Annotated in this window: 16 protein-coding genes; 11 read left to right on the top strand and 5 right to left on the bottom strand. The window is 42.5% G+C overall.

What is annotated here, in order from left to right; genetic code table 11:
- Positions 1 to 64 precede the first annotated feature (64 nt).
- The 11 genes from DBR43_RS09305 to DBR43_RS09255 all read left to right on the top strand — a co-directional run bounded on the left by DBR43_RS09305 (position 65) and on the right by DBR43_RS09255 (position 16058).
- Positions 65 to 2344 (top strand): glycosyl hydrolase family 95 catalytic domain-containing protein, encoded by a 2280-nt coding sequence (locus DBR43_RS09305; RefSeq protein WP_199756991.1) that lies wholly within the window; start codon positions 65 to 67, stop codon positions 2342 to 2344.
- A gap of 55 nt (positions 2345 to 2399) precedes the next feature.
- On the top strand, positions 2400 to 3041 hold the full coding sequence (locus DBR43_RS09300; RefSeq protein WP_158622464.1) for an RNA polymerase sigma-70 factor: 642 nt from the start codon (positions 2400 to 2402) through the stop codon (positions 3039 to 3041).
- Positions 3042 to 3134: 93 nt separating this feature from the next.
- A complete protein-coding gene (locus DBR43_RS09295) occupies positions 3135 to 4166 on the top strand; it encodes a FecR family protein (protein ID WP_124580011.1) in 1032 nt (343 codons plus the stop codon).
- Positions 4167 to 4263: 97 nt separating this feature from the next.
- Positions 4264 to 7716, top strand: a complete 3453-nt coding sequence (locus tag DBR43_RS09290; RefSeq protein WP_158622463.1) for a SusC/RagA family TonB-linked outer membrane protein — start codon at positions 4264 to 4266, stop codon at positions 7714 to 7716.
- Positions 7717 to 7726: 10 nt separating this feature from the next.
- On the top strand, positions 7727 to 9199 hold the full coding sequence (locus tag DBR43_RS09285; RefSeq protein WP_124580007.1) for a SusD/RagB family nutrient-binding outer membrane lipoprotein: 1473 nt from the start codon (positions 7727 to 7729) through the stop codon (positions 9197 to 9199).
- A 12-nt stretch (positions 9200 to 9211) separates the two neighbouring features.
- The gene (locus DBR43_RS09280) at positions 9212 to 10498 is read left to right on the top strand and encodes a purple acid phosphatase family protein (protein WP_124580005.1); all 1287 of its coding nucleotides are present in this window, start codon (positions 9212 to 9214) and stop codon (positions 10496 to 10498) included.
- Positions 10499 to 10506: 8 nt separating this feature from the next.
- Entirely contained in the window at positions 10507 to 11346 is an 840-nt protein-coding gene (locus tag DBR43_RS09275) for a glycerophosphodiester phosphodiesterase family protein (RefSeq protein WP_199756990.1), read from the top strand.
- 93 nt (positions 11347 to 11439) lie between these two features.
- Complete coding sequence (locus tag DBR43_RS09270) at positions 11440 to 12732, top strand: hypothetical protein (RefSeq protein WP_124580003.1); 1293 nt, start codon at positions 11440 to 11442, stop codon at positions 12730 to 12732.
- 68 nt (positions 12733 to 12800) lie between these two features.
- Positions 12801 to 14567, top strand: a complete 1767-nt coding sequence (locus DBR43_RS09265) for a DKNYY domain-containing protein (RefSeq protein ID WP_124580001.1) — start codon at positions 12801 to 12803, stop codon at positions 14565 to 14567.
- Between the two features lie 74 nt (positions 14568 to 14641).
- Positions 14642 to 15223 (top strand): TetR/AcrR family transcriptional regulator, encoded by a 582-nt coding sequence (locus DBR43_RS09260; protein ID WP_124579999.1) that lies wholly within the window; start codon positions 14642 to 14644, stop codon positions 15221 to 15223.
- 43 nt (positions 15224 to 15266) lie between these two features.
- Complete coding sequence (locus DBR43_RS09255; protein WP_124579997.1) at positions 15267 to 16058, top strand: SDR family NAD(P)-dependent oxidoreductase; 792 nt, start codon at positions 15267 to 15269, stop codon at positions 16056 to 16058.
- A 204-nt stretch (positions 16059 to 16262) separates the two neighbouring features.
- On the opposite strand, the gene DBR43_RS09250 is transcribed toward DBR43_RS09255, so the two are convergent.
- The 5 genes from DBR43_RS09250 to DBR43_RS09230 are packed head-to-tail and all read right to left on the bottom strand — an operon-like array spanning position 16263 to position 23412.
- On the bottom strand, positions 16263 to 17267 hold the full coding sequence (locus tag DBR43_RS09250) for a metallophosphoesterase (protein ID WP_124579995.1): 1005 nt from the start codon (positions 17265 to 17267) through the stop codon (positions 16263 to 16265).
- 1 nt (position 17268) lies between these two features.
- Positions 17269 to 18789 carry a RagB/SusD family nutrient uptake outer membrane protein gene (locus DBR43_RS09245; RefSeq protein WP_124579993.1) on the bottom strand — a complete coding sequence of 507 codons (1521 nt, stop codon included), beginning with the start codon at positions 18787 to 18789 and terminating at the stop codon, positions 17269 to 17271.
- Positions 18790 to 18809: 20 nt separating this feature from the next.
- Complete coding sequence (locus tag DBR43_RS09240; protein ID WP_124579991.1) at positions 18810 to 21800, bottom strand: SusC/RagA family TonB-linked outer membrane protein; 2991 nt, start codon at positions 21798 to 21800, stop codon at positions 18810 to 18812.
- 24 nt (positions 21801 to 21824) lie between these two features.
- The gene (locus DBR43_RS09235) at positions 21825 to 22823 is read right to left on the bottom strand and encodes a FecR family protein (protein ID WP_124579989.1); all 999 of its coding nucleotides are present in this window, start codon (positions 22821 to 22823) and stop codon (positions 21825 to 21827) included.
- A gap of 58 nt (positions 22824 to 22881) precedes the next feature.
- Positions 22882 to 23412, bottom strand: a complete 531-nt coding sequence (locus DBR43_RS09230; protein WP_124579987.1) for an RNA polymerase sigma factor — start codon at positions 23410 to 23412, stop codon at positions 22882 to 22884.
- Positions 23413 to 23469: the final 57 nt, after the last annotated feature.

The following is a 23469-nucleotide window of genomic DNA, read 5'->3' as shown; positions in this document are numbered from 1 at the left end:
ACCTGTTTCCAATTACCCCGACCAGAAATCGGGGTAATTGGATTCGTATTTTAATATGCATCCAATGAAAAGAATATTTACTATTGTTATCGGGTTTTTGTTTTATAACGGTGTTTTTGCACAATCAGGTAGTCATGATTTACACTTTGATAGCCTGGCCACCCGATGGGATGAAGCCATACCATTGGGAAATGGGATGCTTGGGGCCCTGATATGGCAAAAAGAAGCGCATTTGCGCTTTTCGCTTGACCGTGCCGACCTTTGGGATCAGCGGCCCATGAAAGGTTTGCACCGGCCTGAGTTTAAATTTTCCTGGGTAACTGAACAGGTGAGGAAGAAAGATTATGACTCCGTACAGCGATATTTTGATGCACCTTATGACCGTGAACCGGCTCCTTCAAAAATTCCAGGTGCGGCGCTTGAATTCGATACCAAAGGATGGGGTAATGTAAAGTCGGTTCATCTGCAAATTTCAAACGCCAGTTGCGAGGTGAAATGGGCGAATGGAATCGTCCTGAAAACATTTGTCCATGCAACCAGTCCGGTGGGCAGGTTTAGGTTTGAGCATATCAGCAATAATATTGTTCCTCAGTTAATCGCGCCAAGATATCAGGGTGCGGTAAAAGTATCTGGTGATCCTGTAGGTGGAGATGATCTGTCACGTTTAGGCTATCCACAGGGCATCATCAAAAACGAAAGAAATAGCGTTACCTATCTACAGCAGGGCTGGGGAGGGTTCAGGTATGAAGTTAATGTGCAATGGAAACGTATTAATGCCGCAACCATTGAGGGGGTATGGAGTATTTCGTCCCAATATCCTGGTAAAAAGATCCATACCAAAGCATCAGCTATAGCTAAAAAGGCATTGCAGCACAATTACGCAAATGATTATGCTTCACATGCGGCATGGTGGAAAATTTTCTGGAGCAAATCGGCTATCCACGTACCTGATGCTTTACTCGAGAAACAATGGTACCTGGAGCAGTATAAGTTTGGTTCGGCTTCAAGGAAAGGTGCTCCACCTATTTCCCTGCAAGCGGTCTGGACCGCCGATAATGGCCGTATACCACCCTGGAAAGGTGATTTTCATCATGACCTGAATACCCAGTTAAGTTATTGGCCCGCCTATAGTGCCAATCATTTACAGGAAGGCATGGTTTATTTGGATCACCTGGATGCCAACACCGCTAATTATAAGCGGTATACAAAAATGTATTTTGGAAAGGATGGTCTGGCAGTCCCGGGAGTAACTACATTGGATGGTACAGAAATGGGGGGCTGGATCCAATACTCGCTTTCGCCAACGGTATCTTCCTGGCTGGCACAACACTATTATTTGCAATGGCGTTACAGTATGGACAGGGATTTTCTACGTAAAAGGGCCTACCCCTGGATAAAAAACACCGCAAAATTTGTGGAGAACCTGACTGTTCTGGATAACAATGGTCACCGTAAACTGCCCATCAGTTCCAGTCCAGAAATCAATGACAATGACATCAGCGCCTGGTTTCCGCAGAATACCAATTACGACTTGTCTCTGATGAAATTTACATTTAAAGCTGCGGCAGAACTTGCCGGAGAACAGGGATTAAAAGAAGAAGAACGGCATTGGAAAAAGGTGTACGCTGAGTTTGATGATTTTGCACTTACACCAAATCATGAGTTAATGTTTGCCCCATCGATGGCCTACAACCAATCACACCGGCATTTTTCAAATGTAATGGCCATTCATCCATTAGGACTTATTAAATGGGAAGACGGGCCAAAATCTCAGGAGATTATCAAAAACTCAATTCATTTATTGGATAGTGTCGGACCGGCCTACTGGTGTGGTTATTCTTATGCCTGGCTGGCCAATTTAAAGGCAAGGGCAAAGGATGGGCCAGGGGCAGCCGGGGACCTTGGTATCTTTGCAAAAGCATTTTGTTCGGTCAATAGTTTCCACTTAAACGGGGATCAGACCAAATCAGGATACTCCAAATTTCAATACCGCCCATTTACCCTGGAAGGCAATTTTGCATTTGCAGCCGGTTTGCAGGAAATGCTTATACAGAGTTATGCCGGTTTCATTGAAATAATGCCGGCAATACCAGCTGAATGGAAAACTGTTTCTTTTGAAAACCTCCGGACAGAAGGCGCTTTCCTGGTCAGTGCCCGTACAAAAGATGGTCAGGTCGACGAAGTTAAAATTGTTTCGGAAAAGGGAGGCATCACAAAATTGAAGCTACCCTTTAAAACATGGGATACCCTTATCCAAAAAGAGGTGATTGTTGACCATAAAGATGGTGTTTTTTTAAGCCTGAATTGTAAACCGGGAGCGGTTCTTGTTTTAAAAAAACGGTAATAAGTTGTTAAAATGAAGTCAAAACAGCAGCATGCTTACAGAAAAACCTGTAAGCATGCTGAATAGGCTTCTGATCCCCCCTTCATTTAACATTTTGTTAATACGTCTGTCATTTGGCAGGTCTAATTTCGCATCATCTTTTATGGGCGAAAACAATACGGTCGGATTTAACGGAGATTTTGTAAATAACTTCGATGGAAAAGCATTCGAAGATCTTTACCGTCGGATGTATCCTACACTCCGGAAATACGCAGTCTACCTGGTAAAGGACCCGGAAGAAGCCCAGCTGATTTTAAACGATGTATTTATCGCCATCTGGAAAAATAACATTCAGATCCTGAATGAAAAAGCCTACCTGTTCCGTGCTGTAAAAAATGCCTCCACCAATTACCATAAAACTTCCAAAACAAATTTTCTGCATATCGATGAGGAAGAAGTCCCGGAAGTTTGGGACGAAGCATCAGATCCTGCTCAGAATTATCAGGACAAAGACAGAAATCGGATCTTGTATCAATTGATTGACCAGATGCCGGAGCGCAGACGTCTGGTTTTCTATATGTACCGGATTGATGGCTTCAGCTATAAGGAAATCGCCGATTTACTGGATATTTCAGTTCGTACGGTAGAAGATCATCTGGTTAAAGGTTTTCAGTTTTTACAGGAGAGGGTCCTGAAAAACGAGGCAGAATTTCGATAAAAACGCACTTAATCATTTCTTAATATAACGTTAACGTTTTGCGGCCCGTAGTGCAGGCCTCCTTTCTTGTCTTGTATCTATAAAAGCATAGGAATGGACCAAGAAACCTGGAAATTTGTACTTGATTATTTATCCGCGAAGGAGAATGCCAGGGGCAACGTCCTGAAGATTAAACAGGAGGAAGAAAAGATACAAGAGTGGTTGAGTAAAGACCCTAAAAACCGGCAGGAACTGGAACAGGCCTTATGGCTATGGGAAAATACTGCTGCTCCGCCTGAAAATGACGAATGGAAAAATAGCTTTACTGCCATTCAGGCCTCATTAATTCCGGAGGTACCCAAAAAGACCATTCAGCTTAAGTTGTGGTGGGGAGCGGCAGCAGCTGTTTTTGCCGCAACGGCATTGTTCACCTTCTTCTATACCTATAAAGTACAGCAACCGGCATTACAAAACACTGAAATTGCATGGATTACTAAATCTGCGGGTTCCGGAAAGGTCATCAACATCATCCTGCCCGACAGTACGGAGATCTGGCTCAATTCCGGAAGTAGCATCAGTTTCCCAAAGAACCTGGAACATGCTGCTTTAAGAACAGTAAAGCTTAAAGGAGAAGCCTTCTTCGATGTAAAACGCGATCCCCAACATCCATTTATTGTACACAGTTTAAACCTGCAGACAAAGGTACTCGGCACAAGTTTCAATATCCGGGCATGGGAAGGGCATCCGGCCGAAGTAACGGTGCTTACAGGTAAGGTTGCCGTTTCCAGAGATTCTGCAGGAAGACAGTCGGCCGCGGTTTATTTGCTGCCCAACCAAAAGGTGGTGTCTGGTCTAAATCCTGCTAAACTACAGCTGGAAAATATCGAAGATGCCCGGACGGCCATTAACTGGAGAGAAGGAAAGATGGTTTTCGATCAAATGCCGGTTAAAGAAGTTTTTGAAGTGATAGAAAGGAAATACGCGGTAAAAATCATTGCTGACCAATCTTTCAAAGGCTGTAAACTCACTGCCAAATTTGCCAATGTCAGCCTGAATGAAGTGCTGCAAACGATTCAAATGACCTTAGATATCCATTATACAATAAACAAACAGACCATTTATATAAAAGGAGGTAAATGTAATTAGACAACTATAAAGAAAAAGCCGAAACATGTTGACGCATGCTCCGGCTAATGATTTTCAATTTTATTTTAACCCATCAATGATTAAAACACACAAAGTTATGAAAAAGTCCGTAGTGACTAATCAATTAATTTTTAAAGTAATGCGTTTTTTTACCCTCATTTATTTTATGCTTTCTTTGATGCTCTTCAGCGGGCAGGCATCGCCGTTAAAAGCGCAGGAAGTAAACAGCAGGATAAGCTTCAATTTTAAAAACGGCACTTTAACAGAATTGCTGAAAAGCATAGAAAAGAAAACCAACCTGTCCTTTGTTTACACCAATAAGGATGCAGTCTTGAACAAAAGAGTGGAATCTTTTAAAGCAGAAAACGAAATGGTAAGCACATTGCTTAACCGCCTGCTGATTCCTATGCAATTAACTTATGTAGTTCAGCACAACCAGGTCATTATTAAAAAAGCAGTCCGGATTAAAGGTAAGGTGACTGATGAAAAAGGTTTGCCGGTACCAGGAGTAAATGTAATTGAAAAAGGTAGTGGTAACGCCACCACAACCAATTTGACCGGTGATTACAGTTTGAATGTAAATGCCGTACCGACAACCCTTCTTTTTAGAATGATGGGTTACCAAACTAAAGAATTCAGCCTGAATGATGAAACCCTGGTTAACGTTAGCCTGGTTCCTGATCAAAAAGCTTTATCTGAAGTAGTGGTTACCGCTTTGGGAATTAAACGTTCGGAAAAAGCACTTGGTTATTCTATTTCAACAGTAAAAGGGAGCGATCTGAATACCGTAAAAGAAGTAAACGTGGTGAATTCTCTTGCCGGAAAAGTTGCAGGGGTAAATGTAGTAAGTACAGGTTCTGATCCCGGAGCCACTGCAATGATTACCATCCGCGGACAATCATCAATCGCGACGGATAATCAACCGCTGTTTGTAGTGGATGGTGTCCCTGTGGCACATTCCCTGCGCGCAACATCAGAGGTAGGCCGCTCTTCTGTAGATTATGGAAGTCCGGTTTCCGACATCAGTCCCGACGATATTGAGAGCATCAGTATTTTAAAAGGAGCAAGTGCTGCTGCTTTATATGGCAGCAGGGCTGGAAGTGGGGTAGTCCTGATCACCACAAAAAGTGGTTCCTCAGGGAAGAAAGGTTTTGGAGTTAGCTTTAATTCCAATGCGATGTACGATCAGGCCTGGTTGTTCCCACATTTCCAGAACCAGTTTGGAGCAGGAGAATATACCGATGATCCGGCATCAAATACATCATCTGCCTGGGGCCCGCGCCTGAATGCAGGAACCAAACACCTGCAATGGAACAGCCCGCTGGATGTGAATGGTAAGCCCATCCCGACCGACTGGGTCTCGCATCCTGACAATGCCAAAGATTTTTATAGAACCGGTGCCACTTATACGAATAACATTGCCATCACGGGTAAAAATGCCGATGGTAATTACAGGTTGTCCTATACCAATATGTCTAATAAAGGTATTGTACCCAATACAGACCTGAGCAGAAACACTCTTAACCTGGCAGCAACTTATGTATTGCACCCGAAGGTGAAAATCAGTACAAACCTGGGCTATGTCAATAATAAAAGTGATAACCGCCCTTCAGCTTACAGAGAAAGTGTAACCCAGATGGTGTATTCCATGCCTTCCAATATGAGCATCAAAGATTTGAAGAATTACTGGAAACCAGGCAGAGAGAACCTGGAGCAGTTTTCTCCGGATGATTCTGATAACCCATATTTTGTGGCCAATGAACATACCAATGGTTACGACAGAAACCGTTTAACGGGAAGCGTACAAGCGGTATTCGATATTACCAAAGACCTGAGCTTAATGGTACGTACCGGACTTGATATGTACAATGAAGAACATGAAACCAAACGCCCTTTTAGCTCCAAACGATTTAAATTCGGTGGTTATGGCGTAGACAATTCTTACTTCAAAGAACAGAATACAGATTTCCTGCTTAGCTATAAGAAAATCCTGAACCAGGACTGGTCTTTTGGCTTATCAGTTGGAGGAAATCAAATGGATCAGACAAACAGAAGTACCGCTCAGCGTACCGAAAGTCTGAGTATCCCGGGAATTTATAACATCAACAATGCCCGTGCAGGAACGATCACAAATTCACAATACAACTCCCGTAAACGCATCAACAGTTTATATGGAATGGGGCAGGCCGCATTTAAAGACATGGTATTTTTGGATGTAACGGGCAGGAACGACTGGTCAAGTACTTTACCGGCACAAAATAATTCCTATTTCTATCCTTCAGTTTCATTAAGTACTGTTCTAACAGAGCTGCTGAAAGTTAAGTCTGATGTCTTGTCATTTGCCAAAATCAGAGCCAACTGGGCACAGGTAGGTAGTGATACTGATCCCTATCAGCTCTACAATACCATTCCTTTTAACCAGGATTGGGGAGATGTGAAAAGAGCGACCATCGAATTTAACCTGAAAAACAATTTCCTAAAACCTGAAATCGCAACTTCCTATGAGTTCGGTGGAGATCTGCGCTTTTTCAACAACAGGTTAGGTCTGGATGTGACCTGGTATAAAACCAATAAAAGAAACCAGATCATCAACATTCCAACTACCATTGCTTCGGGTGCTTCGAATCGTTTAATCAATGCCGGAAACATCCAGAACAGCGGATGGGAAATCGGCTTAAATGCCATTCCGGTTCAGGGTACATTTAAGTGGGAGATCAATGCAAACTTCACAAAGAATGAAAATAAGGTCATCTCTTTAATGCAAGGTTTACCGGAATACTCTATGGGCAGTGCCGATGGGGATAACATTCGTTATTTAATTAAAGAAGGGACTAAAATAGGAGATTTCTATACACCAAGTTATACCAAAGTACCAACCGGACCATATGCCGGAGCAGCTTTACTGGACAAAACAGGTCACTATATCCGGAATAACGCTGAATACCTGAAAGTCGGAAACTACAATCCTGATTTTACGGTAGGTCTGAACAATACGTTCAGCTATAAAAACCTGACACTTAATTTTCTTTTAGACTGGCGTAAGGGCGGTAATTTCTATTCTTATGTAGTTAAAAGTCTGATCAATTCAGGTTTAACTGACAATACACTTGTAGGGAGGGATGCACAAAGCGGGGGCTTGCCATGGGTAGATTCACAAGGGCTAAAAAGAAATGACGGGATGATCATTCCGGGTTATATCGCAAATGGCGATGGTACTTTCAGTGAGAATAAGGTCATCATTGCCGCTTCTGATTTTTACAATAACACCTATAACAAATATTACGAGCGCTTAACCTATTCGGCCACTTTCCTGAAACTGAGGGAAGCTTCGTTAACCTATGTATTTGGTAAAAAAGCATTGGGTAAACTTCCGGTCAGCAATCTGTCCATTTCATTGATCGGTAGAAATTTATATACCTGGACTGCCAATGGACTGGGCTACGATCCTGAAACAACAATGAGTGTGACCGAAGGCTTTAAGCTGGGTGTCGGGCACTGGACATTGCCGGGGACACGTTCTTTTGGCTTTAAATTAAGTTGCAATTTTTAATCCCATAAAAATGAAATTCAATTACAAAACTATCCTGGTGTTGTCTATGGCTATGCTTGCTGCCTGCACCAAAGATTTTAAAGATATCAATACCAATCCAAATTCTCCGGAAACAACCAACACAGAGTTCCTGATGTCTGATGTGCTCTTGTCTACGGCTTACGCTTACCAGGAAAATGCCGTAGGCAGAAGACCTGCATCTGCTGCAAGATATTTAACGCTGGTTCGTAATACAGGCTATGATTTGTTAGACTGGGGTCCGGTAGACTGGGATGATATCTATGCCCGTTTATCGGTCAATAAAACCTTGCTGGAAACAGCAGAGAAGCGCTCTGAAAAGCAATATGTTGCGATCAGCAAGATTATGAAAGCTTTTAATTTCGCTTACCTGACGGATCTGTATGGAGATGTTCCATATAGCCAGGCATTGAAATCGAAAGAAAGTAACCTGATTTATCCGGAGTACGACCAACAACAGATGATCTATCCTGATTTATTGAGAGAACTGAGCGAGGCTAATGAACTTTTAAAAGGAAGCACAGAGGAGATTAATGCCAAAGGCGATGTCATGTTTAAAGGCAAAGCCCTGCAATGGCGTAAGTTTGCCAATACTTTGCGCTTGAGAATGTTGCTGCGCATTTCCAAAGCTTATGCTCCTGCATTTACGGAAATGCAAACCATCATCAGCGACAAGACGGCTTATCCTGTTTTTGAAAGCAGTGCAGACAATGCTGAAATCGCCTATCTGGGAAATTTAGCCGGGTATAGCTGGCCAGGTGGCCCTCTGGCCATGATCGATTTCGACTATCAAAAAACGAAAGTGAGTAAAGAACTGGTAGACCGCCTGATCCAAAGAAATGATCCAAGATTGGCGGTTTGGGTAGAGCCGGTTAAAAGTACTGTAGGTTCAACGGTCGATCTTAATAAATATGTTGGCGTACCAAATGCCATTGATGCCCCCTCGTCATACAATGGGGGAGAGGATCATGTCTCTGTTTTCTCTGCTGCTTTCTTCAGAAAAAATGGTGGTTCGGCCAATCCTTTATTGAAAGCCAGCCTGCTGACCTATACCGAGCAATGCTTTATTCTGGCAGAAGCAGTACAGAAAGGTAAAATCACCGTGCCGGGAGAAACTGCAGAATCCCTGTATTATAAAGGAATCAGAGAGTCGATGACCAGCTATGGAATTACTGCCGCGCCAACTTATTTTGACCAGTCTGTGGTGAAGTATGATGGTACGCTGGAACAACTGATCACGCAGAAATGGATGGCGATGCTGTTCAAGGGATCAGAGGGATGGTTCGATCAGCGTCGTACCGGTTACCCTGCTTTCGTTACCGGCCCTTTGGCTGCGGGTAGAGGAATTCCTAAACGGTATGTTTTCCCGGATTCTGAAAGCGCAAAAAATAAACTGAATTACCAGAAAGCAGTTGCTGTTTTTGGTCCAGATAAAGAAACTACATTAATGTGGTCCCTGAAATAATTTAAATAACATATGAACATTTTAAACAAATCTATATACGTTGCTGCATTGCTGGTTGTTGCCGCTTTCACGAATACACAGGCGCAGGATTTTAATCCTAACCCTTTTCCGGACCGGGTCATCTTAACCTGGAAAGGAAATACGGCCACCAGTCAGACGGTAACCTGGCGTACGGATACGACCATTACAGGGTCCAAAGCACAGATTAAAGCCGAAGACTCCAGTCCGGCGCTGGAAGATGCAATTACCACTTATGATGCAGATTCCCGTTTGTTATCCGGCGGTAAAAACTATGCAACTGCAAAGTACCATAATGTTACTTTTAACAACCTGAAGCCGGCTACGGTATATGCTTACCGGGTAGGGGCTGGCGAGCATTGGAGTGAATGGTTTCAGTTTACCACTGCATCTGATCAGGATAAACCTTTTTCTTTCATTTATCTGGGAGATGCACAGAACGACATCCGTTCGAAATGGTCACGTGTAATCCGCAGGGCATTTTCTCATGAACCGGATGCAAGATTTATCATTCATACCGGCGATTTGATCAACCGTTCCAACAATGATCAGGAATGGGGAGAATGGCATTATGGTGGTGGTTTTATCAACGGAATGGTGCCAAGTATGCCTTCTCCGGGAAATCATGAATATGTACGTGATGAGAAAAGAAAACTGATCCTCGATCCACACTGGGGTGTACAATATACCTTGCCAGGTCATGGTCCGGCAGGACTGGAAGAATCTGTTTATTACATCGATTATCAGAATGTACGTGTGATCTCCCTGGATTCTCAAATGATTATTCTGGACGAGGCTTCGGCAAAGATTCAGTATGAATGGCTGGAAAAGGTGTTGAAAGAAAACACGAAACTATGGACCGTGATTACTTTTCACCACCCGATCTTTTCTACTGCCAAAAGCAGGGATAATAAAGAATTCAGAGACCGCTTCAAGCCTTTGTTTGATAAATACCACATCGACCTGGTGTTGCAGGGACATGACCATACCTACAGCCGCGGACAAAACCTCCCACGTGGATTGTCGGGCAGAGAAGCCAGCGGACCGGTATACCTGGTTTCTGTTGCCGGACCTAAAATGTATAAGGTAGACGGTGCCAAATGGATGAATGTTTCCCTGGAAAACACACAGTTGTTCCAGGTGATTCATGTTGATGGCGGAAAGCTGAAGTTTGAAGCTTACAAGACCTCCGGAGAATTATTTGACGCTTTTTCCCTTAAAAAATCAGGCAGAGAAAACGCAGCAGAATTTACAGACATGAACCCTGCTGCAAAGCAATAATTATTTAGATGATGAATCGCAAAACAAATTTGCTGACGCTCTTTTTTAGCTGTTTTGTTTTGATCGCATTTGGGCAGCGGCCATTAGCGCCGCTTCCCCAATGTAAAAATGGCTTTATCGTAATTGCTCACCGCGGAAGCCATCTGATCAAACCGGAAAATAGCATTGCCTCCATTGAAGAAGCCATAGACCTTGGTGTTGATTATGTAGAAATAGACCTTCGTACCACCCGTGATGGTCATCTGGTTTTAATGCACAATGAAACCATAGATCATATGACCAATGGTAAAGGCAAGGTTCAGGATTTGAATCTGGATGAACTGGAAAAACTGAGCTTGAACGCCAAGGATGGCCAGACCTATAAACTACCTCTTTTTAAGGAAGCCTTAAATGCCTGCAAAAACAGGATCAACATTTACCTGGACTTTAAAGAAGCTGATGTGGCTCAGGCCTATGCAGAAATTAAAGCTGCGGGCATGGAAAAGCAGGTGCTGGTTTATATCAATAAAACAGCACAACATGAATCATGGAGAGCCATTGCTCCACAGATGCCGCTGATGTCTGGTCTGCCGAAGCATATCAAAACGAAAGAAGAATTGAATTCTTTTCTCGATAAAATGCCATTGGAAGCAACCGATCGCATTCCTGATCCGGGGCTTATGACCGCCATTCGGGAAAAGGGATTGTCTGTCTATTTAGATGTTCAAATGGCTGATGAAGATCCCGTAAAATGGAAAGCTGCAATGGATAAAGGAGTTCAGGGTGTTCAGACCGACCATCCGGAAGCACTGATCAGGTACTTAAAAACCAATCATCTGCGTAATGGATTAAATGTTTCGAGGCCTTAGGTATTTGTTTTAATTGTTCTGCATCATTACCTTCGATAAAAAATTGAACGAAAGAGATCAATCTATCTTTAATCCTTTTATCGTCTAATGTAAATGAAAATACGTATCCTTATTTTATTGCTTAACCTGCTCCCTTTTATTGCTTTTTCTCAAAAAACGATTGTTCCCGGCAGTCCCGAAATCAAAACGGCTTACTTAAAGCCTGAAAAGTCCCTGTATACAGTTTACTACGTGAAAGATACCAGCTGGGCAAAACAGGGAACGATGGCTTATGACATCTCTTTTTCCGATAACAAGATAAATTTGTTTTATAAATACACAGAGAAGAACAATGAGTGGACTACCGTACGAACCTCTGTTGCCGATGCGAAAACCCTGAAATCCATTAGTTATAAATCGGAGGGTACAAAAAGTAAACTGGACCTGGATTTTGGAGAAACAATAAAAGGGAGCTATTATTCCAAGAAAGATAAAAAGAACAAACAATTGAACCTGAGCCCGAAAGGTCAATTTATCGATTTCAATCTGGCCGAACATATGTTTACCACCTTACCGCTGGATGTAGGCTACAAAGCAGTCATCCCGGAGTTCTACTATGATAATAATTCTGATACCTTAATCACCAATTATATCATAAAAGAGGTGAAAAGCTATAGCTATTGGTCGCCGAGAACGGGAAAACATGATACCTGGTTAGCAACGGTACTGGAACAAAGTACCGGCGCCATTTACAATTATGTGATTGATAAGAAAGACCGTCGCCTATGGCAAAGAGAAATGTCGATGGGAAAGGGAATGTGGGAAATTTGTGTAAATGAAGAAATCGACTATCAACCCATCAAAAACAAGTTCAATAAAGAACAGGCGGCTCAGCAAATCACAAAAGGAAATAGTGTCATTATCGGAACCGCCTTTGCCAGATCAAATTCAGGTAAAAAACTTGGAGGCCTGGTCAACACGGCGAAAAAACAGTTTGCACCTAAGGGTACAGAAATCACACTTTTTCCAAGTTCAGCTTACTACGAGGAATGGACTTCGGTAAATAAAAAAATCAAGAAACAGGGAAAAATGCCGGAAGTTCCGCTGGATTCGAAATTTGGCGCCTGCGTCAAAAAAGCGAAAGTTTATGATGATGAAGGGCATTTTGAATTCGCCGACCTGATGCCGGGAACTTATGTGGTCATGGCCAGTTTTGATTTCACCAACTCTTACAACTATTCTTATGTTTCCGGTTATACCAATTATTACAATTATTGGGGATACACCGGTTCCAGTACAAATTACGGCTCAGCCAGACAAAGCTACCGGGACAAAGCGAACATAGAGAAAGAGGTGACGATAGACAAAGATGGCGAGAAAAAAGAAGTAAGTTTAAAAGACAATTAAGGGGTTGGTGTTTCCGTAGGTTGATCGTCTTTAATGGTATAGAATCGTAGTTTATTGATCAACAAAGCATGAACCTGAACATGATTAAGCGTGTAGCCATAACGGTAGCTATTGTTGCCTTCGTATTTTCATTGGCACTGATCACATCCATGCTGCTATCGGAATCCAGAGGTCCGGCTAGCATAGACCTGGATCACGACGGACAGAAGATAGGAGGTATATACCTTCGTTATCAGAACCAGGTGTATGCATCCGTGCCAAGTAATGGTGATTACCTGATCAGGGAAGCGGATGCCAATAGCTTTAGATTACTGGATGATAGCTACCGAAACGGTCAATTTGGTGTAGATAAAAACCACGCCTACTGCGGAAATCTGATCGTCAAAGATTTTAATCCATCTACAGCTAAAGCAATTGGCAATGATTATTTTACCGATGGCAGGCAAACCTGCTATTGTGCCTCGATGAGTGTTGGCAATAAGGACTTATCTATTGTCTCAGAATTAAGCCAACGAATGCAATATGGCTTTGGAATTGGAGATAAGCCCCAAACCTATATTTATCCCTTCTTTAAACTGGAGGCCGGCGCAAACCCTTATCGTGCCATCCTGAAAACGGAAGTAGCGACTAACGGAACCTTGTCTTATTACGAGGGCAAAATTCTTCCCCAGGCCAATCCGGAACACCTCAGACAGATCCCAAAATTGTACAACGATGGCGATACCCGTGAAAGCGAGCGCTATATGGCAGATGGTCAGCATGTGTATTACGAAAATACCAGACTACCGCTCAAAGATCATCCGGGTTTATATGCGATTGTTATTGATGCCCAAAACCAGGAAAATTACCTCATAGACCCCAAAGAAGGTATGGTCTATGTCAATGATATTGCTTTCGAAAAACAGCATAGTCCCTATCGTATATTGTCTCTGAACGGCGGACATATTTATCATGCACTATTTCTGAGTAAAGATGGGGTCTTCTACTTTGATACTAAAAAAAGAAAGGTCTTGAGGATTGAGGACAATCCATTCAACACCGGGAAATTTACAGAAATTGCACCGCTGGTTTTTTCTGATGGCAAGCAAATTCTATACACACAGACCAGTGAAGTATGGGGTAACAACAAAAGCCCGGGACTGAGATCCAGGTCCACCAGCATCTATAGACTGGATGAGCCCGGTACCGGCACCTGGGAGAAAATTGGTATGGTCAATGGTACTTCCGGATCGGTTTGGAAAAATGGCAGTACCTGGTATTACTTTGACCAGCTAGGCGATACTCAGCTGATTGGCCAGACCATTTATCGCATTACTGATCAGGCAACCGTTGATCAGTTGCTCTCCCCGGAAATCCGTACAGATGATATTCGCAAGCTTGTCCGCACAGATCATATGGCAAAGGTCAAAAGTACGGAACTGATTACTGCGAAAACTTCCTATTCCAGCACGTATGGCTGGATGATATGGGTTCCTGTATTTCTCCTCGCAGGTATTCAATTGCTCCTATGGATACTCAGAAAACTGGGTATTAATCCGAAACCTTTTAGCATCAAAAATCAACGGCTTAAGGTGAACAGCTTGTTGGGTGGTTCCTATGCGCTGTCAGATATTGATATGGTTGTTTTCTCCATAGAAACTGCCATTCGGCAAAGCGGATATTCCGGGTGTTTTCAGATAGAGACAAAAGATGGAAAGCGGTCCCGTAAATACAGGTTTGCAACCCAGGTACGGTTAAGTGCAGATACCAAACAAGAACTGGAAGTTTATATTGCTGATTTGCAAAATATGCTGAAACAGTACAAGGTCAATAGTACGATGTCTTTATCAAGCTGATTTTTATGTAATTCTACAGAAGTTCAGGTTTAAATAATTTTTACTATTATTGTAATGATTATTACAATAATAAAATGAAGGGAAGACCAAACATTCATCAGGACAAAGAACTGGTTTTGAAAGCGCAGGAGATATTCTGGAAAAAGGGCTATAACGCTACCTCACTGGCAGACCTGAGCAATGCCACTGGTGCCGGCGCGGGAAGTCTGTATAATACCTTTAAAGGTGGTAAAAAGCAGCTGTTTAAAGAGGCATTACAACAGCGAAGAGAAGAATTGATGTCCTTTAAAAAGACGTTAGGTAAAACTGAGCAACCCATAACCTTAATCAGGAATTTCTTTTTAGCTCTTGCTGCTGAAGATGAAAATGCACATCAGAAAGGTTGCATCATTGCAAATACGGTCATAGAAATGGCGTTTATCGATGATGAGTTGCAATCAGAAGCGATACAGATCTTAAAAGAAACAGAACTACTTTATACTGCTGTAATTGCGCAGGAACAGGAAAAAGGACATATAAAATCAGTGCTTCCGGCAGAAACTTTAGGAAAATATCTGATTAGCTTTTGGTGCGGGATCAATTCTTTACGGAGAATCTATCCTGAAAAGGAAACTTTGAAAGCACAGATAGAACTGCAGCTTAAAATACTGGATTAAAATTTTTTATTCATTTTTTGAACAATCATTACAAAAGTAAAATATGGATTTACAACTTAGAGGAAAAAGGGCATTTATCAGCGGCTCAACACAGGGAATAGGATATGCAATAGCTCAACTATTATTGCAGGAAGGGGCTTCGGTTATCCTAAACGGACGAAATGCAGAAACAACAAAATTAGCCAAAGAACAGCTTCAACAACAATTCCCGGATGCAGAAATAGCTGATATTGCTGCAGATTTTGCTAAAAAAGAAGAGGTGACGAAGCTTTTGGAAGAACTGAACGATATTGATATTCTCATCAATAATGTAGGCATTTTTGGACTAAGTGATTTTTATGAAACCACCGACGAAGACTGGTATAACTACTTTGAAATTAACCTAATGAGCGGAATGCGCTTGTCCAGAAAACTTTTGCCCCAAATGCTTAAGAAAAATTGGGGTAGAATTATTTTCATCAGCAGCGAATCAGGTGTAAACATACCTGAAAACATGATCCATTACGGAACAAGTAAAGCAGCCATGTCCGCATTGAGTAACGGCTTATCTAAACTGACCAAAGGAACCTCTGTAACCGTAAATACTATTTTAGGCGGACCGACTTATTCTGATGGGGTAGCAAAGACTGTTGAGCAAATTGCAGCAGGACAAAATCTGGAAGTGGAACAGATGAAAAATGCCATTATCCAGCATTCAAATCCACATATGCTACTACAGCGATTTATCACTCCTGAAGAAATTGCAAGTCTGGCCGTATACCTGTGCAGTCCGCTTTCGGTTGCCACAAACGGCGCTGGTCTCAGAGCAGATAGTGGTGTTTTGAAAGTCATATAGAAGATCGCTTTAAATGGTTTGTGCTCATGATCTTTTATCAGGTAATGGTTTGCTTTGACATTACGATATCATTGCCGGCATTTGCAGATCAACTTTTTATTTTTTCGAAAAATAGATTAAACTATAGATGGATGCAATACTGGTCTTGAACGGCAGCTAAAATCCCAACATTGATGACGAAGATCAATGTTGGGAATAATGTTACTAAGCTTTCCTCAAAGTAGTTTCATAGATGTTTTTTCCGGTATGGTCTATTATCTTCGCATTTAAGCGGGTTTGATCTACCGAAAAATACATAAAACCATACTCAGCAGCTTCGAACTTGCTGTAGGGAATCCCGGGCGTTACAGGGGTAACCTCAGAACCGGCACCTGAAATAAACTGTTGGGTAAAGCCTCCCGTACTAAGATGCTGCAGGGAATGGTCGTGTCCGGAAAGGTAAACATCTACTTTGTTGCGTTCAAAGATGTCAGAGAGTACTTTTCTTACCGCCAGGGTATCATAGTTCTTGATTCTGGGACCAACGGTATAGATAGGGTGATGTCCCATCACCATTTTCCATTTTACTTCTGAGCTTGCATTTTTTAAGGTTTCATCCAGCCATTTCAGCTGCGTTTCAGGGTGCTGATCTTTTACCCAGGGCTGATATTGCTCGCTGGTATGAAATTCAGGTATCAGCGGACAGGTATCAATAAAAACCATTAACAGTTTTCCGCCACCTTTTATTGGCACTTCTTTCGAGTAGTACCGGGAAGGCATTTTCCACCTTCTGCTGATCTTACTATACCTTACCTGTGCATCCGGATCTGAGATGTAATCGTGGTTTCCAAGAATCGGATACCAATCCCATTGCAAAGCAAAATCCGTATAGATATTCTCAAAAGAATAATGCCATAGCGGGTCATGTTCGCTGGTCACTCCTTTTGGATAGAAGTTATCACCCAGGGAGAGAATAAAATCGTTCGGATTTTCCGTTGCCCATTTACCCATTTGCGTGGCCACATGTTTCTGATGATCAGCTCCATTGCGTCCCCAATCGCCTACCGCCATAAAATGAATGGGATAATCGTCTTTTAACTCACTGCGTGGTGCTACATCTTCACTTTCCAGGTGTGTCTCAGCATTGGCGGCAAGCGATTGCAGGGGTGCAAGCATACTTGCACCTATTGCTGTAAGCGCCGTACTTTTTACAAAATCTCTTCTCTTCATGTTAATAGCCGGTATTTTGTTTCAGGTTTTTATTCAGTACCAGTTCCGTGGCCGGAATCGGAAAAATATCTCTGGAAGCACCTTCATTGCCTGCTTTGAAACCCCATTTGCCCTGGTACTTTCCGAAGCGGATTAAATCATTGCGGCGCCATCCTTCCCAGGCAATCTCTCGTCCTCTTTCCTCCAGAATGTCATCGAGGGTAATGGTGGTAATTTCCCCGGCTTTCGCGCGAACACGAACCTTATTTACCAGCCCAACTGCGTCAGTCATGGATCCACCGGTTCTCAATAAAGCCTCTGCTTTTAACAGGTATACATCGGCAAGCCTGAAAATCGGCATGTCATTGCCCTGGAATCTGGTGCCGCTATTGGTATTCGGATCAGGATAGAATTTGATGGATCTGACACCTCTGGATATCCCGTTTACTTCCGGGCCAACATCCATAGTTTCCGTGTTGGTAAGTACGATCTCTGGTGTAAAATCAAGTTGGGCCGAACCATTTAGGATTTTAGTAGTTCCATCAGCAAGAAACTGTTTCCCCGCCAGCCAGGTCGTATTTCTGATGTCTCCCGGCAGGTTAAAAGTATCATAAAACTCCTTTAGGGTACACTGTGCATTACTTGGGCTAAAAGGGAGATTATACTTGGCCCTTAGTGCACTGTGAAGTGTAAAACGGGTAATTGCATTACCTCCCGAATAATTGGGATCGTATATCGCAGCAAAAATGGTTTCACTGTTTGGTCCGTTAGTTGGCGAAAAGAGTGTGTTGTAGTCGCTAACCAGTGCCATCGATGATCCGTTAATAATTTTATCACCATAGGTAATGGATTCAGCATACATGGGCTTTCCGATGTAATGTTCCGCATTGATGTACAGTTTTTGCAATAACGCATAGGCCATCCATTTCGTTGGGCGGCCGTAGGATTCTGTAGTAATCGTTTTGGGCGAAGATAAGCCCTCAGCTACCGCAAGTAACTCTTTCTCTATGTATGCAAATACTTCTGCACGGGTAGATTGCTTCGGACTTTCTGCCGTTCCAAAACTGGTAATTGGAACATTGCCAAACATGTCCATCACATAAAAATAATACAAGGCGCGCATGGCACGTATTTCACTTAAAAACTGCGTTTTTGTAGGACTATCCGCTGATTTATCAAACAGATCGATTACCCGGTTACAGTCGCTTATTCCGGCATATCCCCATTGCCATGCACTTAGAATGATCGGATGATCCGGTAACCAGTTGTGTTTGTGCAGGGTCTGATACCTTCCCTGATCATAATAGCCTCCGTTTCGTGCGGTAATGATGGCTTCGTCAGTTGTCAGTTCGTACATCCTCCATATATCGACACCGAAGCCCGAATTAAATTTTTGATAAACGGGACCTGTTGCAGCCACATAGGCATCGGGTGTTGCCGGAAAGTTTTCTTTTGTTAATTGCGATTCTACATCAACATCCAGTTTTGTACAGCTTCCTAAAGTCAAAGCCGCCAGGGCTACCGCTGTTATATATCTTTTCATTTTCTCTTTTTTATAGAATGTTATAGATTGAAGTTTAGCCCAAAAATCGCAGAGCGTGTTTTAGGATAGAAATTGCGGTAATCGATGCCAGGCGTCTGACCTGCCATATTGATCTCTGGATCTACACCTTTGTACTTGGTAATGATAAAAAGGTTATTACCTGAAGCATAAAGCCTCAATGTTCTGCTGCCTTTTATTTTGAAAGTATAACCCAGAGTCGCATTGTCGAGACGGAGGTAGGAGCCGCTTTCCAGATAACGATCTGACACAAACTGAGCTTTATCATCGCCGATCGATTCGGTTAAAGTGACTTTTGCGATGTTGGTTTGAAATGCATAAATCGGGGCGTTCATATCGGCCAGGGTCGCATTAAGAATTTTATTTCCGTAAACCCCGCGGATGAAGAAATTAAAATCGAACTGTTTGTACCTGAACGTATTGTTCCAGCCATATAATACTTTTGGTTGCGCAGAACCCGTTGCACTGAAATGTTCAAATCCTGTGTTTGCTGTAGAAGCGTTTCCATTTTTGTCATAGAACATTGATTTCCCGTTGGCATCTTTACCCGCATACTTCAGTAAGTAAAATGATCCAAGGGGAAGACCTTCTTTAATCACCTGATAACCCAGCGCTCCCGACTGCCCTCTGCCACCCACATTAGCGGTATAAAATTCATTTGCCTGGAAAAGATCATTAGAAATAGAAGTGATCTCATTTTTGTTGTGTGATAAGTTAATTGCTGTGTTCCAGCTAAAATCTTCAGTTTTAACAATAGTGCTGTTCAGCGTAAATTCGATACCCTTATTGGTCATCGCGCCAACATTGGCTGTTAACACATTGAACGGATATTGGGTAGTTGACACCGAATAGGGGGCAATAAGGTCTGTAGTTTTCTTATTGTATACCTCAATTGACCCGGAAAGTTTGTTTTTAAAGAGACTGAAGTCTACACCGATATTCAATGTAGCTGTACGTTCCCATTTCAGGTTTGGGTTGTCATTTTGTGTAGGACCAATTGCGGTCAGCCATTTTCCATTGGAATAAAAATACGCTCCGTTCTGTGCACCGTAAACCAGTTTGGCAGTGTAGGCATCAAACCCAATTGAATTTCCTGAAACACCATAACCGGCACGGAGCTTAAGCTGATCAACGAAAGATACATTTTCCATAAATGCTTCGCGGTCTATGTTCCATCCCGCAGAAACAGAAGGAAACATTCCCCATCTGTTGTTAATTCCAAAGGCCGATGAGCCATCACGGCGAATCGTTGCCTGTAACAGATATTTTCCTTTGTAATCGTAGATGGCTCTTCCATAAAAGGAGATCAAACGAAGCGTGGAGATGTAAGTATTGCCATAATTCACAACACTAGATCCGTTTCCGTTACCTAATCCCAGATTGTTCCACAAAAGATCATCTGAAACAAAGTTTTGTCCGGAAGTCTGGAAGCCATCGCCGTTGCGGTTTTCCTGCCAGGAGTAACCGGCTAGTAGTTTTAGCCCATGATCCCCAAAAACCTTATCATAATTAAAATATCCTTCAAAAACCTTTTGTGTGTTTTTTACAGATGAACGCTCTGCATAGCCATTAAATCCCTGCTTCAGCATAGAAAATCTATTGTTATACAGATTTTCGTTGATCTGTTCGTTTTGGATGGATACCATCGCATTGAAGTCAAGTCCATCAATAATGTTTGCTTTCGCGGCACCATTGATGAGGTAGAGGTTGGTTTTTCCCTGAAATTTATTGTTTTGTAACAGTGCTACCGGATTGTAGTATCCACCGGTTCCAGTGGTTCTGGATGGGTCTTCGGAAAAACTGCCATCGGCCTTTCTTACGCCAACAGTGGGCAGGTAAGTGAACATATTATTGTAAACCTGGCTGGCGATCCTTTCGTTAACGGTATTGCTGTTGGTCAGGTTGAGGTTTAACTTCAGGCGGTTGTTGAGCAGACGCTGCTCCATATTTGCTCTTGCGATAAAGCGCTCCAATCCCGATGTCTTAATGATTCCCTGATTGTCAAAATAGTTAAGACTTGCTCCGTAAGATGAGTTTTCGCCTCCTCCGTTAAAGTTGAGGTTGTGGTTTTGGGAGAAACCTGTTCTGGTCACCTCTTTTAGCCAATCCGTATTGCTGCCATCATCGCTGATTTTATCCAATGTTTTTCCATTGTCTTTTAAATAGGTTCTCAATTCGTCTCCGCTGGCCATGTCGATGCTGTTAGAAATACTTTCTGAAGCAGCATAGGCACTGTAGGAAAGTTTACCAAGTCCTTTTCCTGAATTTTTAGTATTGATCATGATGACACCATTTGCTGCCCTGGATCCATAAATAGCGGTTGAAGAAGCATCTTTCAGTACTTCCATGCTGATGATGTCATCTGGTGCGACTAAATCAATCGAAGCACCCGGAACCCCATCAATCACATAAAAGGGTTCCTGAGCACCCTCTCTGAAACTTGAGGGGCCACGCAGGATAACCGCAGGTTTATCTGTTGGGTTCCCGCTTCTGGTGATATTCAGACCGGCAACCTTTCCCTGAAGCAACTGTCCTGGCGAACTCACCACACCACGGTTAAATTCTTCGGCCTTTACGGAAGTTACTGCTCCCGTAATTTCATTCCTTTTGCTTTTACCGTATCCAATCGTTACTTCCTGCAGGTCGTTTGATTGTTCCTTAAGTTTGATGCTCAGTGCAATTTGCTGGCCTGTGGTAACCGTATAACCAGAGAGCGTGTCCGTTTTATATCCTATGGAACTGAAGATAAAACGGTATGGACCGCCTGGAGCGATGTTTGCAAAGCTGAACAATCCGCTACCAGAAGATGTGGTGACCAATGACTTGCGGGTCTTTTCATTCTCTGCCTTTATCGTAGCACCTGGAATCCCCTGACCGGAGACATCCAAAACGATTCCCTTGACAGGTAGATCCTGTGCAAATATTGGACCTGCCCAACCTATGATGCCGAGGCATAACATACGTTTCAGGATTTTGAATTTTGTTGAATACATAATGGTTTTTTGGCTTCTTTGGTTTTATTTATCAGTTTTTTGTATAGAGAATTCTTGTGCTGAGGTGCTGGTTAAAGTCATGTTGTTGATCAGACAAATTAATTTGAGTACATCTTCAGGTTTTTCTTTACCCGTATCAACACTGCCTGTGAAAGTGATTTTGCTGATCTCCGTTTGGTTCGAATTCACTTTAATACCGTAAGCTTCAGTTAAAAGTTGCAAGACCTTTGCCAGTGGTATATTTTTCATGGTGATCAGATTGCCTTCTCTCTTCAGTAGTTCTGCTGCGGGACGGATGGTTTCAACTGGTTTGACAATTCTGGAAAGTTTGAGGGATGGGTCGTAAAGCAATGTGGTGCCAACATTGGAAATATAGGCCAGTGCCTGTTTGGTCAGGGTATCGGCAACGACAATTTTTCCGGTATGAAGCTTAACAGAAATCTGATGTCCACGGGTATTGATCGTGAATGAGGTACCCAGGGCCGTTGTCTTCAATGCACCCGAGAACACGCTAAAAGGCCTCATCGCATCTCGTTTCACCTTGAATCTGGCCTTACCCTGCAGGTAAACATTTCTGAGTTTTTGATCAAACTGCTTTTTAAATTTGATGGTGGAAGCAGGATAAATGGTGACGAAGGAAGAATCTGGTAAATGGTACCTGATGACTTCAGTTCCCGAATTGGAAACCTCTTTCCATAGACTTGTTTTCTCCTCTTCCTGAAGCTTGTTGTTTGCAGTAAGCTGCGGCTTCTGGTTGTCGGTGTGCTTTGGCCGGATAAATAGTGCAAATCCGACTACTAAAATTATCGCAGCCGCAGAAAGATACTTCGCTACCCTGATGAGCCTAAGCCTTACCTGTTGTTTTGAAGAGATTTGCCCGAGTATAAAGCGGTGCATCTCTTCTGATTTTCCCTGTGGCAGTGGTTCATCAGCATGAAAAGATTCCCATTGCTGATCACTAAAATTTTCCTGGATGAACGCCTTGCGGTTTAGCTTGCGTCTTAGTCCTTTGTTTGGCTTCATACAGTTATTACGTATGTCGCGCGCTTTGGCCTTACGGCTTAACAATTATTTAATATTGCTATAGCAAAATCGTATACATGTAGTGTTTAAGGCGGGAGAGGACCTTGCCGATGTGGCTCTCTACAGTTTTTGGGGATATTCCAAGCATCTCAGCTATTTCCTTATAGGAGAGCCCATTTTGCCTGCTCAGGTTAAATACCATTTTTCTTATTGGTGGCATAGCCTCAATTTCCTGCTCAAAATGTTTAAGCATATCGCGGCTTTCGATCATTTTCATCAGGTTGTCTGTAAAAGGATACTGATCAGATTTGGTGTTATATTTCAGTCTCGCAGATTCTTTCCTAAGTTGATCGATCATCACCTGGCGGGCCATTCCAAAGAGCTGGATATTTAACGCAGTATGCTCATTTAACGATTGTTTCTTTTCCCAAAGCCGGATAAAGCAAAGCTGGACTACTTCTGTAGCAATATACTCAGACTGTGTTTTCTTAAATACAAACTGATAAATTTGTTTATGATAGCGGGAATAAGCTTCATTAAAAGCTGGAAGCAATCCTGCCTTTATTTCACATACAATATCTTTGTCCATTGTGGGTGCAAAATTATCAGCTTTAAAACGGAGATGTTTTAAGTCAACATTATGAAT

Origin of the sequence: Pedobacter sp. KBW06 (assembly GCF_003852525.1) — a bacterium.
In the GTDB taxonomy this organism is placed as follows: domain Bacteria; phylum Bacteroidota; class Bacteroidia; order Sphingobacteriales; family Sphingobacteriaceae; genus Pedobacter.
Note: the sequence above shows the minus strand (reverse complement) of the source record. Positions and strands in the feature narration are given on the sequence as shown.